1 pseudogene is annotated in these 26,751 nt (G+C 35.9%); it reads left to right on the forward strand.

The window, feature by feature from the left end:
* Window positions 1-214 precede the first annotated feature (214 nt).
* A pseudogene (gene ebh, locus IDG66_RS05225) lies at window positions 215-26,702 on the forward strand (hyperosmolarity resistance protein Ebh).
* The last annotated feature ends 49 nt before the right edge of the window (window positions 26,703-26,751 follow it).

Here is a 26,751-nt window from a genome sequence, read left to right on the forward strand (position 1 = left end):
GTTATTATATTCTGGAGCATAAATAAATTGTTCAACACATAGTTGTAATGTGTTTCAATACTTTTTGGATAGATTGCGAAATTGTATTGAATCGTCATCGTTTTAAATTTTTAAATGAGAATGGAATGAGCATTACAATATACAAGCAATCAAAAGTAAATACATTCACAACACAACAGAGACATAACAACAAGATAAGGAGTGAACAATAGCTGTGAATTATCGTGATAAAATTCAAAAGTTTAGTATTCGTAAATATACAGTTGGTACATTTTCAACTGTCATTGCGACATTGGTATTTTTAGGATTCAATACATCACAAGCACATGCTGCTGAAACAAATCAACCAGCAAGCGTGGTTAAACAGAAACAACAAAGTAATAATGAACAGACTGAGAATCGAGAATCTCAAGTACAAAATTCTCAAAATTCACAAAATAGTCAATCATTATCTGCTACTCATGAAAATGAGCAACCAAATATTAGTCAAGCTAATTTAGTAGATCAAAAAGTAGCGCAATCATCTACTACTAATGATGAACAACCAGCATCTCAAAATGTAAATACAAAGAAAGATTCGGCAACGGCTGCGACAACACAACCAGATAAAGAAGAAGGTAAGCATAAACAAAACGAAAGTCAATCTGCTAATAAAAATGGAAACGACAATAGAGCGGCTCATTTAGAAAATCATGAAGCAAATGTAGTAACAGCTTCAGATTCATCTGATAATGGTAACGTACAACATGACCGAAATGAATTACAAGCATTTTTTGATGCAAATTATCATGATTATCGCTTTATTGACCGTGAAAATGCAGATTCTGGCACATTTAACTATGTAAAAGGCATTTTTGAAAAGATTAATACGTTATTAGGCAGTAATGATCCAATAAACAATAAAGACTTGCAACTTGCATACAAAGAATTGGAACAAGCTGTTGCTTTAATTCGTACAATGCCTCAACGTCAACAAACTAGCCGTCGATCAAACAGAATTCAAACGCGTTCTGTTGAGTCTAGAGCTGCAGAGCCTAGATCAGTATCAGACTATCAAAATGCAAATTCATCATATTATGTTGAAAATGCTAATGATGGTTCAGGATATCCTGTAGGTACATATATCAATGCTTCTAGTAAAGGGGCGCCATATAATTTACCAACTACACCATGGAATACATTGAAGGCCTCTGACTCAAAGGAAATTGCTCTTATGACAGCGAAACAAACTGGAGATGGCTACCAATGGGTTATTAAGTTTAATAAAGGACATGCTCCACATCAAAATATGATTTTCTGGTTTGCATTACCAGCAGACCAAGTGCCAGTAGGAAGAACTGACTTTGTAACAGTTAATTCAGATGGAACAAATGTACAATGGAGTCATGGAGCAGAAGCAGGTGCAAATAAACCACTTCAACAAATGTGGGAATATGGAGTAAATGATCCTGATCGTTCACATGACTTTAAAATAAGAAATAGAAGTGGCCAAGTAATATATAGCTGGCCAACTGTCCATGTTTATTCTTTAGAAGATTTATCTAGAGCGAGTGATTATTTTAGTGAAGCTGGAGCAACAGCTGCTACTAAAGCATTTGGTAGACAAAATTTTGAATATATTAATGGTCAAAAACCTGCTGAATCACCGGGTGTTCCTAAAGTTTATACTTTCATCGGTCAAGGTGATGCAAGTTATACAATTTCATTTAAAACACAAGGTCCAACTGTTAATAAATTGTACTATGCAGCAGGTGGGCGTGCTTTAGAGTACAATCAATTATTTATGTACAGTCAACTATACGTCGAATCAACGCAAGACCATCAACAACGTCTTAATGGTTTAAGACAAGTGGTTAATCGTACATATCGCATAGGTACAACTAAACGTGTAGAAGTGAGTCAAGGAAATGTACAAACGAAAAAGGTATTAGAAAGTACAAACCTAAATATAGATGATTTTGTTGATGATCCATTAAGTTATGTTAAGACGCCGAGTAATAAAGTGTTAGGTTTTTACCCAACTAATGCAACTACTAACGCTTTTAGACCGGGGGGCGTTCAGGAATTAAATGAATATCAATTAAGTCAATTATTTACTGATCAAAAATTACAAGAAGCAGCAAGAACTAGAAACCCAATAAGATTAATGATTGGTTTCGACTATCCTGATGGTTATGGTAATAGTGAAACTTTAGTTCCTGTTAACTTAACGGTATTACCTGAAATCCAACATAATATTAAATTCTTTAAAAATGACGATACTCAAAACATTGCTGAAAAACCATTTTCAAAACAAGCTGGGCATCCAGTTTTCTATGTATATGCAGGTAACCAAGGGAATGCTTCCGTGAATTTAGGTGGTAGCGTAACATCTATTCAACCATTACGTATTAATTTAACAAGTAATGAGAATTTTACAGATAAAGATTGGCAAATTACAGGTATTCCGCGTACATTACACATTGAAAACTCGACAAATAGAACTAATAATGCTAGAGAACGTAACATTGAACTTGTTGGTAATTTATTACCAGGGGATTACTTTGGAACGATACGTTTTGGACGTAAAGAACAATTATTCGAAATTCGTGTTAAACCACATACACCAACAATTACAACGACAGCTGAGCAATTAAGAGGTACAGCATTACAAAAAGTGCCTGTTAATATTTCGGGAATACCGTTGGATCCATCGGCATTGGTTTATTTAGTTGCACCAACAAATCAAACTACGAATGGTGGTAGTGAGGCAGATCAAATACCATCTGGTTATACGATACTTGCGACTGGTACACCTGATGGGGTGCATAATACAATTACTATACGACCGCAAGATTATGTTGTATTCATACCACCTGTAGGTAAACAAATTAGAGCAGTAGTTTATTATAATAAAGTAGTTGCATCTAATATGAGTAATGCTGTTACTATTTTGCCAGATGACATTCCACCAACAATCAATAATCCTGTTGGAATAAATGCCAAATACTATCGAGGCGACGAAGTCAACTTTACAATGGGAGTCTCTGATAGACATTCTGGTATAAAAAATACAACTATTACTACTTTGCCGAATGGTTGGACATCAAATTTAACTAAATCCGACAACAAAAACGGCTCATTAGCTATTACAGGTAGAGTGAGTATGAATCAGGCGTTTAACAGTGATATTACATTTAAAGTATCAGCGACAGATAATGTCAATAATACGACAAATGATAGTCAATCTAAACATGTGTCAATTCATGTAGGTAAAATTAGTGAAGATGCTCATCCGATTGTATTAGGAAATACTGAGAAAGTTGTAGTAGTCAATCCGACTGCTGTATCTAATGATGAAAAGCAAAGCATAATTACTGCCTTTATGAATAAAAACCAAAATATAAGAGGATATTTAGCATCAACTGATCCAGTAACTGTCGATAATAATGGTAATGTCACATTACATTACCGTGATGGCTCATCAACAACGCTTGATGCTACAAATGTGATGACATACGAACCAGTTGTGAAATCTGAATATCAAACTGCCAATGCAGCTAAAACAGCAACGGTAACGATTGCTAAAGGACAATCATTTAATATTGGTGATATTAAACAATATTTTACTTTAAGTAATGGACAAGCTATTCCAAGTGGCACATTTACAAATATTACATCTGATAGAACTATTCTAACTGCACAAGAAGTTAGTCAAATGAATGCAGGCACGCAGTTATATCATATAGTTGCTTCAAATGCATATCATAAAGACACTGAAGATTTCTATATTAGTTTAAAAATCGTTGATGTGAAACAACCTGAAGGCGATCAACGTGTCTATCGTACGTCAACATATGATTTAACAACTGATGAAATCTCAAAAGTAAAACAAGCTTTTATTAATGCAAATAGAGATGTAATTACGCTTGCCGAGGGTAATATTTCAGTTACAAATACACCTAATGGTGCTAATGTAAGTACTATTACAGTAAATATTAATAAAGGTCGATTAACGAAATCATTCGCGTCAAACCTAGCTAATATGAATTTCTTGCGTTGGGTTAATTTCCCGCAAGATTATACAGTGACATGGACGAATGCAAAAATTGCAAACAGACCAACAGATGGTGGTTTATCATGGTCTGATGACCATAAATCTTTAATTTATCGTTATGATGCTACATTAGGCACACAAATTACAACTAATGATATTTTAACAATGCTAAAAGCGACTACTACAGTGCCTGGATTGCGTAATAATATTACTGGTAATGAAAAAGCACAAGCAGAAGCTGGCGGAAGACCTAACTTTAGAACGACTGGTTATTCACAATCAAATTCGACAACTGATGGTCAACGTCAATTTACGTTGAATGGTCAAGTGATTCAAGTGTTAGACATCATCAACCCTTCAAACGGTTATGGTGGGCAACCTGTTACAAATTCAAATACTCGTGCAAACCATAGTAACTCAACTGTTGTTAACGTAAACGAACCGGCAGCTAATGGTGCTAGCGCATTTACAATTGACCACGTTGTAAAAAGTAATTCTACACATAATGCAAGTGATGCAGTTTATAAAGCACAGTTATACTTAACGCCATATGGTCCAAAACAATATGTTGAACATTTAAATCAAAATACAGGAAATACTACTGACGCTATTAACATTTATTTTGTACCAAGTGATTTAGTGAATCCAACAATTTCAGTAGGTAATTACACTAATCATCAAGTGTTCTCAGGTGAAACATTTACAAATACTATTACAGCGAATGATAACTTTGGTGTGCAATCTGTAACTGTACCAAATACATCACAAATTACAGGCACTGTTGATAATAACCATCAACATGTTTCTGCAACGGCACCAAATGTGACATCAGCAACTAATAAGACAATCAATTTATTAGCAACTGATACAAGCGGCAATACAGCTACAACTTCGTTCAATGTAACAGTGAAACCTTTGCGTGATAAATATCGAGTTGGTACTTCATCAACGGCTGCTAATCCTGTGAGAATTGCCAATATTTCGAATAATGCGACAGTATCACAAGCTGATCAAACAGCAATTATTAATTCATTAACGTTTACTGAAACAGTACCAAATAGAAGTTATGCAAGAGCAAGTGCGAATGAAATCACTAGTAAAACAGTTAGTAATGTCAGTCGTACTGGAAATAATGCCAATGTTACAGTAACTGCTACTTATCAAGATGGAACAACATCAACAGTGACTGTACCTGTAAAGCATGTCATTCCAGAAATCGTTGCACATTCGCATTACACTGTACAAGGCCAAGACTTCCCAGCAGGTAATGGTTCTAGTGCATCAGATTACTTTAAGTTATCTAATGGTAGTGCCATTCCAGATGCAACTATTACATGGGTAAGTGGACAAGCGCCAAATAAAGATAATACACGTATTGGTGAAGATATAACAGTAACTGCACATATCTTAATTGATGGTGAAACAACGCCGATTACGAAAACAGCAACATATAAAGTAGTAAGTACAGTACCGAAGCATGTCTTTGAGACGAATAGAGGTGCTGTGTTCCCAGGTGTATCTGATGTGTATGATGCGAAACAATATGTTAAACCAGTTAATGATTCTTGGACACAAAATGCGCAACGTATGAATTTCCAATTTACAAATTCATATGGACCAAGTAAAGATGTGGTTGGTATTTCAACAAGGGATATTCGAGTTACTTATGATAATCACCAAACGCAAATTATCAAGATTTTAGCAAAAGTTAAACCAGATCCACCGCGAATTGATGGCAACTCTGTGACTTATAAAGCAGGTCTTACTAACCAACAAATTAAAATTAATAATGTGTTAAGTAGTTCATCTATTAAATTATTTAAAGCAGATAATACGCCATTAACGATTACAAACACGACTTATGGTAGTGGTAATACTGCAGTTGTAACGGTAAGTGATGCGTTACCAAATGGTGTGATTAAGGCAAGGTCTTCTATCACAATGAATAATGTGACGTACACTACTCAAGATGAACATGGTCAAGCGATAGATGTAACAAGAAATGAATCTGTTGATTCAAATGACAGTGCAACAGTAACAGTGACACCACAATTACAAGCAACTACTGAAGGTGCTGTATTTATTAAAGGTGGCGACGGTTTTGATTTCGGACACGTAGAAAGATTTATTCAAAACCCGCCACATGGGGCAACGGTTGCATGGCATGATAGTCCAGATACATGGAAGAATACAGTCGGTAACACTCATAAAACTGCGGTTGTAACATTACCTAATGGTCAAGGTACGCGTAATGTTGAAGTTCCAGTCAAAGTTTATCCAGTTGCTAATGCAAAGGCGCCATCACGTGATGTGAAAGGTCAAAATTTGACTAATGGAACGGATGCGATGAACTACATTACATTTGATCCAAATACAAACACAAATGGTATCACTGCAGCATGGGCAAATAGACAACAACCAAATAACCAACAAGCAGGCGTGCAACATTTAAATGTCGATGTCACATATCCAGGTATTTCAGCTGCTAAACGAGTTCCTGTTACTGTTAATGTATATCAATTTGAATTCCCTCAAACTACTTATACGACAACGGTTGGAGGCACTTTAGCAAGTGGTACGCAAGCATCAGGATATGCACATATGCAAAATGCTACTGGTTTACCAACAGATGGATTTACGTATAAATGGAATCGTGATACTACAGGTACAAATGACGCAAACTGGTCAGCTATGAATAAACCGAATGTGGCTAAAGTCGTTAACGCAAAATATGACGTCATCTATAACGGACATACTTTTGCAACATCTTTACCAGCGAAATTTGTAGTAAAAGATGTGCAACCAGCGAAACCAACTGTGACTGAAACAGCGGCAGGAGCGATTACAATTGCACCTGGAGCAAACCAAACAGTGAATACACATGCAGGTAACGTAACGACATACGCTGATAAATTAGTTATTAAACGTAATGGTAACGTTGTGACGACATTTACACGTCGCAATAATACAAGTCCATGGGTGAAAGAAGCATCTGCAGCAACTGTAGCAGGTATTGCTGGAACTAATAATGGTATTACTGTTGCAGCAGGTACTTTCAACCCTGCTGATACAATTCAAGTTGTTGCAACGCAAGGAAGCGGAGAGACAGTAAGTGATGAGCAACGTAGTGATGATTTCACAGTTGTCGCACCACAACCGAACCAAGCGACTACTAAGATTTGGCAAAATGGTCATATTGATATCACGCCTAATAATCCATCAGGACATTTAATTAATCCAACTCAAGCAATGGATATTGCTTACACTGAAAAAGTGGGTAATGGTGCAGAACATAGTAAGACAATTAATGTTGTTCGTGGTCAAAATAATCAATGGACAATTGCGAATAAGCCTGACTATGTAACGTTAGATGCACAAACTGGTAAAGTGACGTTCAATGCCAATACTATAAAACCAAATTCATCAATCACAATTACTCCGAAAGCAGGTACAGGTCACTCAGTAAGTAGTAATCCAAGTACATTAACTGCACCGGCAGCTCATACTGTCAACACAACTGAAATTGTGAAAGATTATGGTTCAAATGTAACAGCAGCTGAAATTAACAATGCAGTTCAAGTTGCTAATAAACGTACTGCAACGATTAAAAATGGCACAGCAATGCCTACTAATTTAGCTGGTGGTAGCACAACGACGATTCCTGTGACAGTAACTTACAATGATGGTAGTACTGAAGAAGTACAAGAGTCCATTTTCACAAAAGCGGATAAACGTGAGTTAATCACAGCTAAAAATCATTTAGATGATCCAGTAAGCACTGAAGGTAAAAAGCCAGGTACAATTACGCAGTACAATAATGCAATTCATAATGCGCAACAACAAATCAATACTGCAAAAACAGAAGCGCAACAAGTGATTAATAATGATCGTGCAACACCACAACAAGTTTCTGACGCATTAACTAAAGTTCGTGCAGCACAAACTAAGATTGATCAAGCTAAAGCATTACTTCAAAATAAAGAAGATAATAGCCAATTAGTAACATCTAAAAATAACTTACAAAGTTCTGTGAACCAAGTACCATCAACTGCTGGTATGACGCAACAAAGTATTGATAACTATAATGCGAAGAAGCGTGAAGCAGAAACTGAAATAACTGCAGCACAACGTGTTATAGACAATGGAGATGCAACACCGCAGCAAATTTCAGAGGAAAAACATCGTGTCGATAACGCATTAACAGCATTAAACCAAGCGAAACAAAATTTAACTGCAGATACACATACCTTAGAGCAAGCAGTGCAACAATTGAATCGCACAGGTACAACGACTGGTAAGAAACCAGCAAGTATTACTGCGTATAATAATTCAATGCATGCGCTTCAAGCAGAACTTACAAGTGCTAAAAATAGTGCTAATGCTATCATTCAGAAGCCAATAAGATCAGTGCAAGAGGTACAAACAGCATTAACAAATGTAAATCGTGTTAATGAGCGATTAACGCAAGCAATTAATCAATTAGTACCTTTAGCTGATAATAGTGCTTTAAGAACTGCTAAGACGAAACTTGATGAAGAAATCAATAAATCAGTAACTACTGATGGTATGACACAATCATCAATCCAAGCATATGAAAATGCTAAACGTGCGGGTCAAACAGAATCAACAAATGCACAAAATGTTATTAACAATGGTGACGCAACAGACCAACAAATTGCCGAAGAAAAAACAAAAGTAGAAGAAAAATATAATAGCTTAAAACAAGCAATTGCTGGATTAACACCAGACTTGGCACCATTACAAACTGCAAAAACTCAGTTGCAAAATGATATTGATCAGCCAACGAGTACGACTGGTATGACAAGCACATCTATTGCAGCATTTAATGAAAAACTTTCAGCAGCTAGAACTAAAATTCAAGAAATTGATCGCGTACTGGCATCTCATCCAGATGTTGCAACGATTCGTCAAAACGTGACAGCAGCGAATGCTGCTAAAACAGCACTTGATCAAGCACGCAATGGCTTAACAGTTGATAAAGCGCCTTTAGAAAATGCGAAAAATCAACTACAACATAGTATTGACACGCAAACAAGTACAACTGGTATGACACAAGACTCTATAAATGCATACAATGCGAAGTTAACAGCTGCACGTAATAAGATTCAACAAATCAATCAAGTATTAGCAGGTTCACCGACTGTAGAACAAATTAATACAAATACGTCTGCAGCAAATCAAGCTAAATCTGATTTAGATCATGCACGTCAAGCGTTAACACCAGATAAAGCACCGCTTCAAACTGCGAAAACGCAATTAGAACAAAGCATTAATCAACCAACGGATACAACAGGTATGACGACCGCTTCGTTAAATGCGTACAACCAAAAATTACAAGCAGCGCGTCAAAAGTTAACTGAAATTAATCAAGTGTTGAATGGCAACCCAACTGTCCAAAATATCAATGATAAAGTGACAGAGGCAAACCAAGCTAAGGATCAATTAAATACAGCACGTCAAGGTTTAACATTAGATAGACAGCCAGCGTTAACAACATTACATGGTGCATCTAACTTAAACCAAGCACAACAAAATAATTTCACGCAACAAATTAATGCTGCTCAAAATCATGCTGCTCTTGAAACAATTAAGTCTAACATTACGGCTTTAAATACTGCGATGACGAAATTAAAAGACAGTGTTGCGGATAATAATACAATTAAATCAGGTCAAAATTACACTGACGCAACACCAGCTAATAAACAAGCGTATGATAATGCAGTTAATGCGGCTAAAGGTGTCATTGGAGAAACGACTAATCCAACGATGGATGTTAACACAGTGAACCAAAAAGCAGCATCTGTTAAATCGACGAAAGATGCTTTAGATGGTCAACAAAACTTACAACGTGCGAAAACAGAAGCAACAAATGCGATTACGCATGCAAGTGATTTAAACCAAGCACAAAAGAATGCATTAACACAACAAGTGAATAGTGCACAAAATGTACATGCAGTAAATGATATTAAACAAACGACTCAAAGCTTAAATACTGCTATGACAGGTTTAAAACGTGGCGTTGCTAATCATAATCAAGTCGTACAAAGTGATAATTATGTCAACGCAGATACTAATAAGAAAAATGATTACAACAATGCATACAACCATGCGAATGACATTATTAATGGTAATGCACAACATCCAGTTATAACACCAAGTGATGTTAACAATGCTTTATCAAATGTCACTAGTAAAGAACATGCATTGAATGGTGAAGCTAAGTTAAATGCTGCGAAACAAGAAGCGAACACTGCATTAGGTCAATTAAATAACTTGAATAATGCGCAACGTCAAAACTTACAATCGCAAATTAATAGTGCACATCAAATCGAGACAGTTAATACGATTAAGCAAAATGCAACAAACTTAAATAGTGCAATGGGTAACTTAAGACAAGCTGTTGCAGATAAAGATCAAGTGAAACGTACAGAAGATTATGCGGATGCAGATACAGCTAAACAAAATGCATATAACAGTGCAGTTTCAAGTGCCGAAACAATCATTAATCAAACAACAAATCCAACGATGTCTGTTGATGATGTTAATCGTGCAACTTCAGCTGTTACTTCTAATAAAAATGCATTAAATGGTGATGAAAAATTAGCACAATCTAAAACAGATGCTGCAAGAGCAATTGATGCATTACCACATTTAAATAATGCACAAAAAGCAGATGTTAAATCTAAAATTAATGCTGCATCAAATATTGCTGGCGTAAATACTGTTAAACAACAAGGTACAGATTTAAATACAGCGATGGGTAACTTGCAAGGTGCAATCAATGATGAACAAACGACGCTTAATAGTCAAAACTATCAAGATGCGACACCTAGTAAGAAAACAGCATACACAAATGCGGTACAAGCTGCGAAAGATATTTTAAATAAATCAAATGGTCAAAATAAAACGAAAGATCAAGTTACTGAAGCGATGAATCAATTGAATTCGGCTAAAAATAACTTAGATGGTACGCGTTTATTAGATCAAGCGAAGCAAACAGCGAAACAGCAGTTAAATAATATGACGCATTTAACAACTGCACAAAAAACGAATTTAACAAACCAAATTAATAGTGGTACTACTGTCGCTGGTGTTCATACGGTTCAATCAAATGCCAATACATTAGATCAAGCCATGAATACGTTAAGACAAAGTATTGCCAACAAAGATGCGACTAAAGCAAGTGAAGATTACGTAGATGCTAATAATGATAAGCAAACAGCATATAACAACGCAGTAGCTGCTGCTGAAACGATTATTAATGCAAATAGTAATCCAGAAATGAATCCAAGTACGATTACACAAAAAGCAGAGCAAGTGAATAGTTCTAAAACGGCACTTAACGGTGATGAAAACTTAGCTACGGCAAAACAAAATGCGAAAACGTACTTAAACACATTAACGAGTATTACAGATGCTCAAAAGAACAATTTGATTAGTCAAATTAGTAGTGCGACAAGAGTTAGTGGTGTTGATACTGTAAAACAAAATGCACAACATCTAGATCAAGCTATGGCTAGCTTGCAAAGTGGTATTAACAACGAATCTCAAGTTAAATCATCTGAGAAATATCGTGATGCTGATACAAATAAACAACAAGAGTATGATAATGCTATTACTGCAGCGAAAGCGATTTTAAATAAACAACATGGTCCAAACACTGCGCAAAATGCAGTTGAAGCAGCATTGCAACGTGTGAATACTGCGAAAGATGCATTGAATGGCGATGCAAAATTAATTGCAGCTCAAAACGCAGCGAAACAACATTTAGGTACTTTAACGCATATCACTACAGCTCAACGTAATGATTTAACAAATCAAATTTCACAAGCTACAAACTTAGCTGGTGTTGAATCTGTTAAACAAAATGCGAATAGTTTAGATGGTGCTATGGGTAACTTACAAACGGCTATCAACGATAAGTCAGGAACATTAGCGAGCCAAAACTTCTTGGATGCTGATGAGCAAAAACGTAATGCATACAATCAAGCTGTATCAGCAGCCGAAACCATTTTAAATAAACAAACTGGACCGAATACAGCGAAAACAGCAGTCGAACAAGCACTTAATAATGTTAATAATGCGAAACATGCATTAAATGGTACGCAAAACTTAAACAATGCGAAACAAGCAGCGATTACAGCAATCAATGGCGCATCTGATTTAAATCAACATCAAAAAGATGCATTAAAAGCACAAGCTAATGGTGCTCAACGCGTATCTAATGCACAAGATGTACAACGTAATGCGACTGAACTGAACACGGCGATGGGCACATTAAAACATGCCATCGCAGATAAGACGAATACGTTAGCAAGCAGTAAATATGTCAACGCCGATAGCACTAAACAAAATGCTTACACAACTAAAGTTACCAATGCTGAACATATTATTAGCGGTACGCCAACGGTTGTTACGACACCTTCAGAAGTAACAGCTGCAGCTAATCAAGTAAACAGCGCGAAACAAGAATTAAATGGTGACGAAAGATTACGTGTAGCAAAACAAAACGCCAATACTGCTATTGATGCATTAACGCAATTAAATACTCCTCAAAAAGCTAAATTAAAAGAACAAGTGGGACAAGCCAATAGATTAGAAGACGTACAATCTGTTCAAACAAATGGACAAGCATTGAACAATGCAATGAAAGGCTTAAGAGATAGTATTGCTAACGAAACAACAGTCAAAGCAAGTCAAAACTATACAGACGCAAGTCCGAATAACCAATCAACATATAATAGCGCTGTGTCAAATGCGAAAGGTATCATTAATCAAACTAACAATCCGACTATGGATGCTAGTGCGATTACCCAAGCTGCAACACAAGTGAATAATGCTAAAAATGGTTTAAACGGTGCTGAAAACTTAAGAAATGCACAAAACACTGCTAAGCAAAACTTAAATACGTTATCACACTTAACAAATAACCAAAAATCTGCCATCTCATCACAAATTGACCGTGCAGGTCATGTGAGTGAGGTAACAGCTGCTAAAAATGCAGCAACTGAGTTAAACACGCAAATGGGCAACTTGGAACAAGCTATCCATGATCAAAACACAGTTAAACAAGGTGTTAACTTCACTGATGCAGATAAAGCTAAACGTGATGCGTATACAAATGCGGTAAGCAGAGCTGAAGCAATTCTGAATAAAACGCAAGGTGCAAATACGTCTAAACAAGATGTTGAAGCGGCTATTCAAAATGTTTCAAGTGCTAAAAATGCATTGAATGGTGATCAAAACGTTACAAATGCGAAGAATGCAGCTAAAAATGCATTAAATAACTTAACGTCAATTAATAATGCACAAAAACGTGACTTAACAACTAAAATTGATCAAGCAACAACTGTAGCTGGTGTTGAAGCTGTATCTAATACAGGTACACAATTGAATACAGCGATGGCTAACTTGCAAAATGGTATTAATGATAAAGCAAATACACTAGCAAGTGAAAACTATCATGATGCTGATTCAGATAAGAAAACTGCTTATACTCAAGCCGTTGCGAACGCAGAAAATATTTTAAATAAAAATAGTGGATCAAATTTAGATAAAGCTGCCGTTGAAAACGCGTTGTCACAAGTTGCTAATGCGAAAGGTGCCCTAAATGGTAACCATAATTTAGAGCAAGCTAAATCAAATGCAAACACTACTATAAACGGACTTCAACATTTAACAACTGCTCAAAAAGATAAATTGAAACAACAAGTGCAACAAGCACAAAATGTTGCAGGTGTAGATACTGTTAAATCAAGTGCCAACACATTAAATGGTGCTATGGGTACGTTAAGAAATAGCATTCAAGATAACACAGCTACGAAAAATGGCCAAAACTATCTTGATGCTACAGGAAGTAACAAAACAAACTATAACAATGCTGTTGATAGTGCTAATGGTGTCATTAATGCAACAAGCAATCCAAATATGGATGCTAATGCAATTAACCAAATCGCTACACAAGTGACATCAACGAAAAATGCATTAGATGGTACACATAATTTAACGCAAGCGAAACAAACAGCAACAAATGCCATCGATGGTGCTACTAACTTAAATAAAGCGCAAAAAGATGCGTTGAAAGCACAAGTGACAAGTGCGCAACGTGTTGCAAATGTAACAAGTATCCAACAAACTGCAAATGAACTTAATACAGCTATGGGTCAATTACAACATGGTATTGATGATGAAAATGCAACAAAACAAACTCAAAAATATCGTGACGCTGAACAAAGTAAGAAAACTGCTTATGATCAAGCTGTAGCTGCTGCGAAAGCAATTTTAAATAAACAAACAGGTTCAAATTCAGATAAAGCAGCAGTTGACCGTGCATTACAACAAGTAACAAGTACGAAAGATGCATTGAATGGTGATGCAAAACTGGCAGAAGCGAAAGCGGCAGCTAAACAAAACTTAGGCACTTTAAACCATATTACGAATGCACAACGTACTGCGTTAGAAGGTCAAATCAATCAAGCGACGACTGTTGATGGCGTTAATACTGTAAAAACAAATGCCAATACATTAGACGACGCAATGAATAGCTTACAAGGTGCAATCAATGATAAAGATGCTACATTAAGAAATCAAAATTATCTTGATGCAGATGAATCAAAACGAAATGCATATACGCAAGCTGTCACAGCGGCTGAAGGCATTTTAAATAAACAAACTGGTGGTAACACATCTAAAGCAGACGTTGATAATGCATTAAATGCAGTTACAAGAGCGAAAGCGGCTTTAAATGGTGCTGAAAACTTAAGAAATGCGAAAACTTCAGCAACAAATACGATTAATGGTTTACCTAACTTAACACAATTACAAAAAGACAACTTGAAGCATCAAGTTGAACAAGCGCAAAATGTAGCAGGTGTAAATGGTGTTAAAGATAAAGGTAATACCTTAAATACTGCCATGGGTGCATTACGTACAAGTATCCAAAATGATAATACGACGAAAACAAGTCAAAATTATCTTGATGCATCTGATAGCAACAAAAATAATTACAATACTGCTGTAAATAATGCAAATGGTGTTATTAATGCAACGAACAATCCAAATATGGATGCTAATGCGATTAATGGCATGGCAAATCAAGTCAATACAACAAAAGCAGCGTTAAATGGTGTACAAAACTTAGCTCAAGCTAAAACAAATGCGACGAACACAATTAACAACGCACATGACTTAAACCAAAAACAAAAAGATGCATTAAAAACACAAGTTAACAATGCACAACGTGTATCTGATGCAAATAACGTTCAACATACAGCTACTGAATTGAACGGTGCGATGACAGCACTTAAAGCAGCTATTGCTGATAAAGAAAGAACAAAAGCAAGCGGTAATTATGTCAATGCTGATCAAGAAAAACGTCAAGCGTATGATTCAAAAGTGACTAACGCTGAAAATATCATTAATGGTACACCGAATGCGACATTAACAGTCAATGATGTAAATAGTGCGACTTCACAAGTCAATGCGGCTAAAACAGCATTAAATGGCGATAACAACTTACGTGTTGCTAAAGAAAATGCTAATAATACAATTGATGGCTTAGCACAATTGAATAATGCACAAAAAGCAAAATTAAAAGAACAAGTTCAAAGTGCAACTACATTAGAAGGTGTTCAAACTGTTAAAAATAGTTCTCAAACGTTGAATACAGCGATGAAAGGCTTAAGAGATAGTATTGCGAATGAAGCAACAATTAAAGCAGGTCAAAACTACACTGACGCAAGTCCAACTAATCGTAACGAGTACGACAGCGCAGTTACTGCAGCAAAAGCAATCATTAATCAAACATCGAACCCAACGATGGAACCAAATACTATTACGCAAGCAACATCACAAGTGACAACTAAAGAACATGCATTAAATGGTGCGCAAAACTTAGCTCAAGCTAAGACAACTGCGAAAAACAACTTAAATAACTTAACATCAATTAACAATGCACAAAAAGATGCGTTAACGCGTAGCATTGATGGTGCAACTACAGTAGCTGGTGTAAATCAAGAAACTGCCAAAGCAACAGAATTAAATAACGCAATGCATAGTTTACAAAATGGTATCAATGATGAGACACAAACAAAACAAACTCAGAAATACCTAGATGCAGAGCCAAATAAGAAATCAGCTTATGATCAAGCTGTAAATGCAGCGAAAGCAATTTTAACAAAAGCTAGTGGTCAAAATGTAGACAAAGCAGCAGTTGAACAAGCATTACAAAATGTGAACAGTACGAAGACGGCGTTGAACGGTGATGCGAAATTAAATGAAGCTAAAGCTGCTGCGAAACAAACGTTAGGTACATTAACACACATTAATAATGCACAACGTAATGCGTTAGATAATGAAATTACACAAGCAACAAATGTTGAAGGTGTTAATACAGTTAAAGCCAAAGCGCAACAATTAGATGGTGCTATGGGTCAATTAGAAACATCAATTCGTGATAAAGACACGACGTTACAAAGTCAAAATTATCAAGATGCTGATGATGCTAAACGAACGGCTTATTCTCAAGCAGTAAATGCAGCAGCAACTATTTTAAATAAAACAGCTGGCGGTAATACACCTAAAGCAGATGTTGAAAGAGCAATGCAAGCTGTTGCACAAGCAAATACTGCATTAAACGGTATTCAAAACTTAGAACGTGCGAAACAGGCTGCTAACACAGCGATTACAAACGCTTCGGACTTAAATACAAAACAAAAAGAAGCATTAAAAGCACAAGTAACAAGTGCAGGACGCGTATCTGCAGCAAATGGTGTTGAACATACTGCGACTGAAATAAATACTGCGATGACAGCTTTAAAACGTGCTATTGCTGATAAAGCTGACACAAAAACTAGTGGTAACTATGTCAATGCTGATGCGAATAAACGTCAAGCATATGATGAAAAAGTGACAGCTGCCGAAAGTATCGTTAATGGTACACCAACACCAACGTTAACACCATCAGATGTTACAAATGCAGCAACGCAAGTAACGAATGCGAAGACGCAGTTAAACGGTAATCATAATTTAGAAGTAGCGAAACAAAATGCTAACACAGCAATTGATGGTTTAACTTCTTTAAATGGTCCGCAAAAAGCAAAACTTAAAGAACAAGTGGGTCAAGCGACGACGTTGCCAAATGTTCAAACTGTTCGTGATAATGCACAAACATTAAACACTGCAATGAAAGGTCTACGAGATAGCATTGCGAATGAAGCAACGATTAAAGCAGGTCAAAACTACACAGATGCAAGTCCTAATAATCGTAGTGAATACGATAGTGCAGTCACTGCAGCAAAAGCAATCATTGGTCAAACAACTAGTCCATCAATGAATGCGCAAGAAATTAATCAAGCGAAAGACCAAGTGACAGCTAAACAACAAGCGTTAAACGGTCAAGAAAACTTAAGAACTGCGCAAACAAATGCGAAGCAACATTTGAATGGCTTAAGTGACTTAACTAATGCTCAAAAAGAAGCGGCGAAACGTCAAATCGAGGGTGCAACGCATGTTAATGAAGTAACACAAGCACAAAATAATGCGGATGCATTAAATACAGCTATGACGAACTTGAAAAATGGTATTCAAGATCAGAATACGATTAAGCAAGGTGTTAACTTCACTGATGCAGATGAAGCGAAACGTAATGCATATACAAATGCAGTGACGCAAGCTGAACAAATTTTAAATAAAGCACAAGGTCCAAATACTGCAAAAGACAATGTTGAATCTGCGTTACAAAATGTACAACGTGCTAAAAACGAATTGAACGGTAATCAAAATGTTGCGAATGCTAAGACAACTGCGAAAAATGCATTGAATAACTTAACATCAATCAACAACGCACAAAAAGAAGCGTTGAAATCACAAATTGAAGGTGCTACAACAGTTGCAGGTGTAAATCAAGTGTCTACAACAGCATCTGAATTAAATACTGCAATGAGCAACTTACAACGTGGTATTAACGATGAAGCAGCTACAAAAGCAGCTCAGAAATATACTGATGCAGATAGAGATAAACAAACTGCATACAATGATGCTGTAACGGCAGCTAAAACGTTATTAGATAAAACAGCTGGCACAAATGAAAATAAAGCAGCCGTTGAACAAGCATTACAACGTGTGAATACTGCTAAAACTGCATTAAATGGTGATGCGCGCTTAAATGAAGCGAAGAACACAGCTAAACAACAAGTAGCGACAATGTCACACTTAACTGATGCTCAAAAAGCAAACTTAACATCGCAAATCGAAAGTGGTACGACTGTTGCAGGTGTTCAAGGTATTCAAGCTAATGCCGGTACTTTAGATCAAGCAATGAATCAATTAAGACAAAGTATTGCTTCTAAAGATGCGACTAAATCAAGCGAAGATTATCAAGACGCGAATGCAGATTTACAAAATGCATACAATGATGCGGTAACTAATGCTGAAGGTATTATTAGTGCAACGAATAACCCTGAAATGAATCCTGATACAATTAACCAAAAAGCGAGCCAAGTGAACAGTGCGAAGTCTGCATTGAACGGTGATGAAAAATTAGCAGCAGCAAAACAAACTGCGAAATCAGATATCGGTCGTTTGACAGACTTGAACAATGCACAACGAACTGCGGCAAATGCTGAAGTGGATCAAGCACCAAATCTTGCAGCTGTTACAGCGGCTAAAAATAAAGCAACATCGTTAAACACAGCGATGGGTAATTTGAAACATGCACTTGCTGAAAAGGATAATACGAAACGTAGTGTCAATTACACAGATGCGGATCAACCAAAACAACAAGCGTATGATACTGCGGTTACACAAGCAGAAGCAATTACTAATGCTAATGGCAGCAACGCGAATGAAACAACAGTTCAAGCAGCACTAAACCAATTGAATCAAGCTAAAAATGACTTGAATGGTGATAATAAAGTTGCTCAAGCAAAAGAGTCAGCGAAACGTGCATTAGCTTCATATAGTAACTTGAATAATGCGCAATCAACTGCAGCAACTAGTCAAATTGACAATGCAACGACAGTAGCAGGTGTAACTGCTGCACAAAATACTGCTAATGAATTAAATACAGCAATGGGTCAACTTCAAAATGGTATTAATGACCAAAACACTGTTAAACAACAAGTGAACTTTACAGATGCTGACCAAGGTAAGAAAGATGCTTACACAAATGCTGTTACGAATGCTCAAGGTATTTTAGATAAAGCAAACGGTCAAAATATGACAAAAGCACAAGTTGAAGCTGCATTAAATCAAGTAACGACTGCTAAGAATGCTTTAAACGGTGATGCAAATGTAAGACAAGCAAAATCAGATGCGAAAGCAAATTTAGGTACATTAACACACTTAAATAATGCACAAAAACAAGATTTAACATCACAAATCGAAGGTGCAACAACAGTTAACGGTGTAAATAGTGTTAAAACGAAAGCACAAGACTTAGATGGTGCAATGCAACGATTAGAGTCAGCAATCGCAAATAAAGATCAAACTAAAGCGAGCGAAAACTACATCGACGCAGATCCAACTAAGAAAACAGCATTTGATAATGCTATCACACAAGCTGAATCTTACTTAAATAAAGATCATGGTACGAATAAAGATAAGCAAGCTGTTGAACAAGCAATTCAAAGTGTAACGTCTACTGAAAATGCTTTGAACGGTGACGCGAACTTACAACGCGCTAAAACTGAAGCAACACAAGCTATCGATAACTTGACACATTTGAATACACCACAAAAAACAGCATTAAAACAACAAGTGAACGCTGCGCAACGTGTATCAGGTGTAACTGATCTGAAAAATAGTGCTACATCACTTGATAATGCGATGGATCAATTAAAACAAGGAATTGCTGATCATGACACAATTGTTGCTGGTGGTAATTACACTAACGCAAGTCCTGATAAGCAAGGTGCTTATACTGATGCATATAATGCTGCGAAAAACATTGTAAATGGTTCACCTAATGTGATTACAAATGCAGCAGATGTTACTGCGGCAACACAACGTGTCAATAATGCTGAAACAAGTTTAAATGGTGATTCAAACTTAGCAACTGCGAAGCAACAAGCTAAAGATGCATTACGTCAAATGACACATTTATCTGATGCACAAAAACAAAGTATTACTGGTCAAATTGATAGCGCGACACAAGTAACTGGTGTACAAAGTGTGAAAGACAATGCAACAAATCTTGACAATGCAATGAATCAACTTCGAAATAGTATTGCGAATAAAGATGAAGTAAAAGCGAGTCAACCATATGTTGATGCAGATACAGATAAACAAAATGCATACAATACAGCAGTTACAAGTGCTGAAAATATCATTAATGCAACGAGTCAGCCAACACTTGATCCATCTGCAGTAACACAAGCAGCTAATCAAGTGAACACTAACAAAACTGCGCTTAATGGTGCGCAAAACTTAGCAAATAAAAAGCAAGAAACAACTGCTAACATCAACCAATTAAGTCATTTAAATAATGCTCAAAAGCAAGATTTAAATACACAAGTGACAAATGCACCAAATATTAGCACAGTAAATCAAGTGAAAACTAAAGCTGAACAATTAGATCAAGCAATGGAACGTTTAATCAACGGAATCCAAGACAAAGATCAAGTGAAACAAAGTGTTAACTTTACAGATGCAGATCCAGAAAAACAAACAGCATACAACAATGCGGTAACTGCTGCTGAAAATATTATTAATCAAGCAAATGGTACAAATGCGAACCAATCACAAGTTGAAGCAGCACTTTCAACTGTAACAACTACTAAACAAGCGTTGAATGGTGATAGAAAAGTAACAGATGCTAAAAACAATGCAAACCAAACATTATCTACGTTAGATAACTTAAACAATGCACAAAAAGGTGCTGTTACTGGAAACATCAATCAAGCGCACACTGTAGCTGAAGTAACGCAAGCCATTCAAACCGCTCAGGAACTGAATACAGCGATGGGTAACATGAAAAATAGCTTGAATGATAAAGACACTACACTTGGCAGTCAAAACTTTGCAGATGCAGATCCAGAGAAGAAAAATGCATACAATGAAGCGGTTCGTAATGCTGAAAATATTTTAAATAAATCTACAGGTACAAACGTGCCTAAAGATCAAGTTGAAGCAGCTATGAATCAAGTGAATACTACAAAAGCAGCGCTTAATGGTACTCAAAACCTTGAAAAAGCTAAACAACACGCAAATACAGCAATTGACGGTTTAAGCCATTTAACAAATGCACAAAAAGAGGCATTAAAACAATTGGTACAACAATCGACTACTGTTGCAGAAGCACAAGGTAATGAACAAAAAGCAAACAATGTTGATGCAGCAATGGACAAATTACGTCAAAGTATTGCAGATAATGCGACAACAAAACAAAACCAAAATTATACTGATTAATAATGCAACAACTCGTGATAAAGTGGCTGAAATCATTGCACAAGCGCAAGCATTAAATGAAGCGATAAAAGCATTAAAAGAAAGTATTAAGGATCAACCACAAACTGAAGCAAGTAGTAAATTTATTAACGAGGATCAAGCGCAAAAAGATGCTTATACGCAAGCAGTACAACACGCGAAAGATTTGATTAACAAAACAACTGATCCTACATTAGCCAAATCAATCATTGATCAAGCGACACAGGCAGTGACTGATGCTAAAAACAATTTACATGGTGATCAAAAACTAGCTCAAGATAAGCAACGTGCAACAGAAACGTTAAATAACTTGTCTAACTTGAATACACCACAACGTCAAGCACTTGAAAATCAAATCAATAATGCAGCAACTCGTGTCGAAGTAGCACAAAAATTAACTGAAGCACAAGCACTTAACCAAGCAATGGAAGCTTTACGTAATAGCATTCAAGATCAACAGCAAACGGAAGCGGGTAGCAAGTTTATCAATGAAGATAAACCACAAAAAGATGCTTACCAAGCAGCAGTTCAAAATGCAAAAGATTTAATTAATCAAACTAACAATCCAACGCTTGATAAAGCACAAGTTGAACAATTGACACAAGCAGTAACAACTGCAAAAGATAACCTACATGGTGATCAAAAACTTGCTCGTGATCAACAACAAGCAGTAACAACTGTAAATGCATTGCCAAACATAAATCATGCACAACAACAAGCATTAACTGATGCTATAAATGCAGCGCCTACAAGAACAGAGGTTGCACAACATGTTCAAACTGCTACTGAACTTGATCACGCGATGGAAACATTGAAAAATAAAGTTGATCAAGTAAATACAGATAAGGCTCAACCAAATTACACTGAAGCGTCAACTGATAAAAAAGAAGCAGTAGACCAAGCGTTACAAGCTGCAGAAAGCATTACAGATCCAACTAATGGTTCAAATGCGAATAAAGACGCTGTAGAACAAGCATTAACTAAGCTTCAAGAAAAAGTAAATGAGTTAAATGGTGATGAGAGAGTCGCTGAAGCTAAAACACAAGCGAAACAAAATATTGACCAATTAACACATTTAAATGCTGATCAAATCGCAACTGCTAAACAAAACATTGATCAAGCGACGCAACTTCAACCAATCGCTGAATTAGTAGATCAAGCAACGCAATTGAACCAATCAATGGATCAATTACAACAAGCTGTTAATGATCATACAAATGTTGAGCAAACAGTTGATTACACGCAAGCAGATTCAGATAAGCAAAAGGCTTATAAACAAGCGATTGCTGATGCTGAAAATGTATTGAAACAAAATGCGAATAAGCAACAAGTGGATCAAGCACTTCAAAATATTTTAAATGCAAAACAAGCATTAAATGGTGATGAACGTGTAGCACTTGCTAAAACAAATGGTAAACATGACATCGACCAATTGAATGCATTAAACAATGCTCAACAAGATGGATTTAAAGGTCGCATCGATCAATCAAACGATTTAAATCAAATCCAACAAATTGTAGATGAGGCTAAGGCACTTAATCGTGCAATGGATCAATTGTCAGAAGAAATCACTGGCAATGAAGGACGCACGAAAGGTAGCACGAACTATGTCAATGCAGATACACAAGTCAAACAAGTATATGATGAAGCGGTTGATAAAGCGAAACAAGCACTTGATAAATCGACTGGTCAAAACTTAACTGCAGAACAAGTTATCAAATTAAATGATGCAGTAACGGCAGCGAAACAGGCATTAAATGGTGAAGAAAGACTTAATAATCGTAAGTCTGAAGCATTACAAAGATTGGATCAATTAACACATCTAAACAATGCTCAAAGACAATTAGCAATCCAACAAATTAATAATGCTGAAACGCTAAATAAAGCATCTCGAGCAATTAATAGAGCAACTAAATTAGATAATGCAATGGGTGCAGTACAACAATATATTGACGAACAGCACCTTGGTGTTATCAGCAGCACAAATTACATCAATGCAGATGACAATTTGAAAGCAAATTATGATAATGCAATTGCGAATGCAGCACATGAGTTAGATAAAGTGCAAGGTAATGCAATTGCAAAAGCTGAAGCAGAGCAATTGAAACAAAATATTATCGATGCTCAAAATGCATTAAATGGAGACCAAAACCTTGCAAATGCCAAAGATAAAGCAAATGCGTTTGTTAATTCGTTAAATGGATTAAATCAACAGCAACAAGATCTTGCACATAAAGCAATTAACAATGCCGATACTGTATCAGATGTAACAGATATTGTTAATAATCAAATTGACTTAAATGATGCAATGGAAACATTGAAACATTTAGTTGACAATGAAATTCCAAATGCAGAGCAAACTGTCAATTACCAAAACGCTGACGATAATGCTAAAACAAACTTCGATGATGCCAAACGTCTAGCAAATGCATTGCTAAATAGTGATAACACAAATGTGAATGATATCAATGGCGCAATCCAAGCAGTCAATGATGCAATCCATAATCTTAATGGTGATCAACGACTACAAGATGCTAAAGACAAGGCAATTCAATCTATTAATCAAGCTTTAGCTAATAAGCTAAAAGAAATCGAAGCTTCAAATGCGACGGATCAAGACAAGCTTATTGCGAAAAATAAAGCAGAAGAATTGGCAAACAGCATCATCAACAACATTAATAAAGCAACAAGTAATCAGGATGTATCTCAAGTTCAAACAGCTGGCAACCATGCGATTGAACAAGTGCATGCCAATGAAATACCGAAAGCTAAAATTGATGCGAATAAAGATGTTGACAAGCAAGTTCAAGCATTAATTGACGAAATTGATCGAAATCCAAATCTAACAGATAAGGAAAAACAAGCACTTAAAGATCGTATTAATCAAATACTTCAACAAGGTCATAACGACATTAACAATGCGCTGACTAAAGAAGAAATTGAACAAGCCAAAGCACAACTTGCGCAAGCATTACAAGAAATTAAAGATTTAGTGAAAGCTAAAGAAAATGCGAAACAAGATGTTGACAAGCAAGTTCAAGCTTTAATTGACGAAATCGATCAAAATCCAAATCTAACAGATAAGGAAAAACAAGCACTTAAAGATCGAATTAACCAAATACTTCAACAAGGTCATAACGACATTAACAATGCGATGACTAAAGAAGAAATTGAACAAGCCAAAGCACAACTTGCACAAGCATTACAAGACATCAAAGATTTAGTGAAAGCTAAAGAAGATGCGAAAAATGCAATAAAAGCCTTAGCTAATGCGAAGCGTGATCAAATCAATTCAAATCCAGATTTAACACCTGAGCAAAAAGCAAAAGCGCTCAAAGAAATTGACGAAGCTGAAAAACGAGCACTACAAAACGTTGAGAATGCTCAAACTATAGATCAATTAAATCGAGGATTAAACTTAGGTTTAGATGACATTAGAAATACACATGTATGGGAGGTTGATGAACAACCTGCTGTAAATGAAATTTTTGAAGCAACACCTGAGCAAATCCTAGTTAATGGTGAACTCATTGTACATCGTGATGACATCATTACAGAACAAGATATTCTTGCACACATAAACTTAATTGATCAGCTTTCAGCAGAAGTTATTGATACACCATCAACTGCAACGATTTCTGATAGCTTAACAGCAAAAGTTGAAGTTACATTGCTTGATGGATCAAAAGTGATTGTTAATGTTCCTGTAAAAGTTGTAGAAAAAGAATTGTCAGTAGTCAAACAACAGGCAATTGAATCAATCGAAAATGCGGCACAACAAAAGATTAATGAAATCAATAATAGTGTGACATTAACACTGGAACAAAAAGAAGCTGCAATTGCAGAAGTTAATAAGCTTAAACAACAAGCAATTGATCATATTAACAATGCACCTGATGTTCATTCAGTTGAAGAAATTCAACAACAAGAACAAGCGCATATTGAACAATTTAATCCAGAACAATTTACGATTGAACAAGCAAAATCAAATGCAATTAAATCGATTGAAGATGCAATTCAACATATGATTGATGAAATCAAAGCTCGTACTGATCTAACAGATAAAGAGAAGCAAGAAGCTATTGCTAAGTTAAATCAATTAAAAGAACAAGCAATTCAAGCGATTCAACGTGCGCAAAGCATCGATGAAATAACTGAGCAATTGGAACAATTTAAAGCTCAAATGAAAGCAGCTAATCCAACAGCAAAAGAACTAGCTAAACGCAAGCAAGAAGCTATTAGTAGAATTAAAGACTTTTCAAATGAAAAAATGAATAGTATTCGAAATAGTGAAATTGGCACAGCTGATGAAAAACAAGCAGCAATGAATCAAATTAACGAAATTGTGCTTGAAACAATTAGAGATATTAATAATGCGCATACATTACAGCAAGTTGAGGCTGCATTGAACAATGGTATTGCTCGAATTTCAGCAGTACAAATTGTAATATCTGATCGTGCTAAACAATCTTCAAGTACTGGAAATGAATCTAATAGCCATTTAACAATTGGTTATGGAACTGCAAATCATCCATTTAACAGTTCGACTATTGGACATAAAAAGAAAATTGATGAAGATGATGACATTGATCCACTTCATATGCGTCACTTTAGTAATAATTTCGGTAATGTTATTAAAAACGCTATTGGTGTGGTGGGTATCTCTGGCTTACTAGCTAGTTTCTGGTTCTTCATTGCCAAACGTCGTCGTAAAGAAGATGAAGAGGAAGAATTAGAAATAAGAGATAATAATAAAGATTCAATAAAAGAGACTTTAGACGATACAAAACATTTACCACTTTTATTTGCGAAACGTCGCAGAAAAGAAGATGAAGAAGATGTTACTGTTGAAGAAAAAGATTCGCTAAATAATGGCGAGTCACTCGATAAAGTTAAACATACGCCTTTCTTCTTACCAAAACGTCGTCGTAAAGAAGATGAAGAAGATGTGGAAGTTACAAATGAAAACACAGATGAAAAAGTGTTGAAAGATAACGAACATTCACCACTCTTATTCGCAAAACGACGCAAAGATAAAGAGGAAGATGTTGAAACAACAACTAGTATTGAATCTAAAGATGAGGACGTTCCTTTATTATTGGCTAAAAAGAAAAATCAAAAAGATAACCAATCCAAAGACAAAAAGTCAGCATCAAAAAATACTTCTAAAAAGGTAGCAGCCAAAAAGAAGAAAAAGAAATCTAAGAAAAATAAAAAATAATTTGTTTCTTTGATAAATAGAGGAGCACCGATTGACATCACATCAGTCG

This window comes from Staphylococcus sp. EG-SA-18, from assembly GCF_017151825.1.
In the GTDB taxonomy this organism is placed as follows: Bacteria; Bacillota; Bacilli; order Staphylococcales; family Staphylococcaceae; genus Staphylococcus; species Staphylococcus aureus.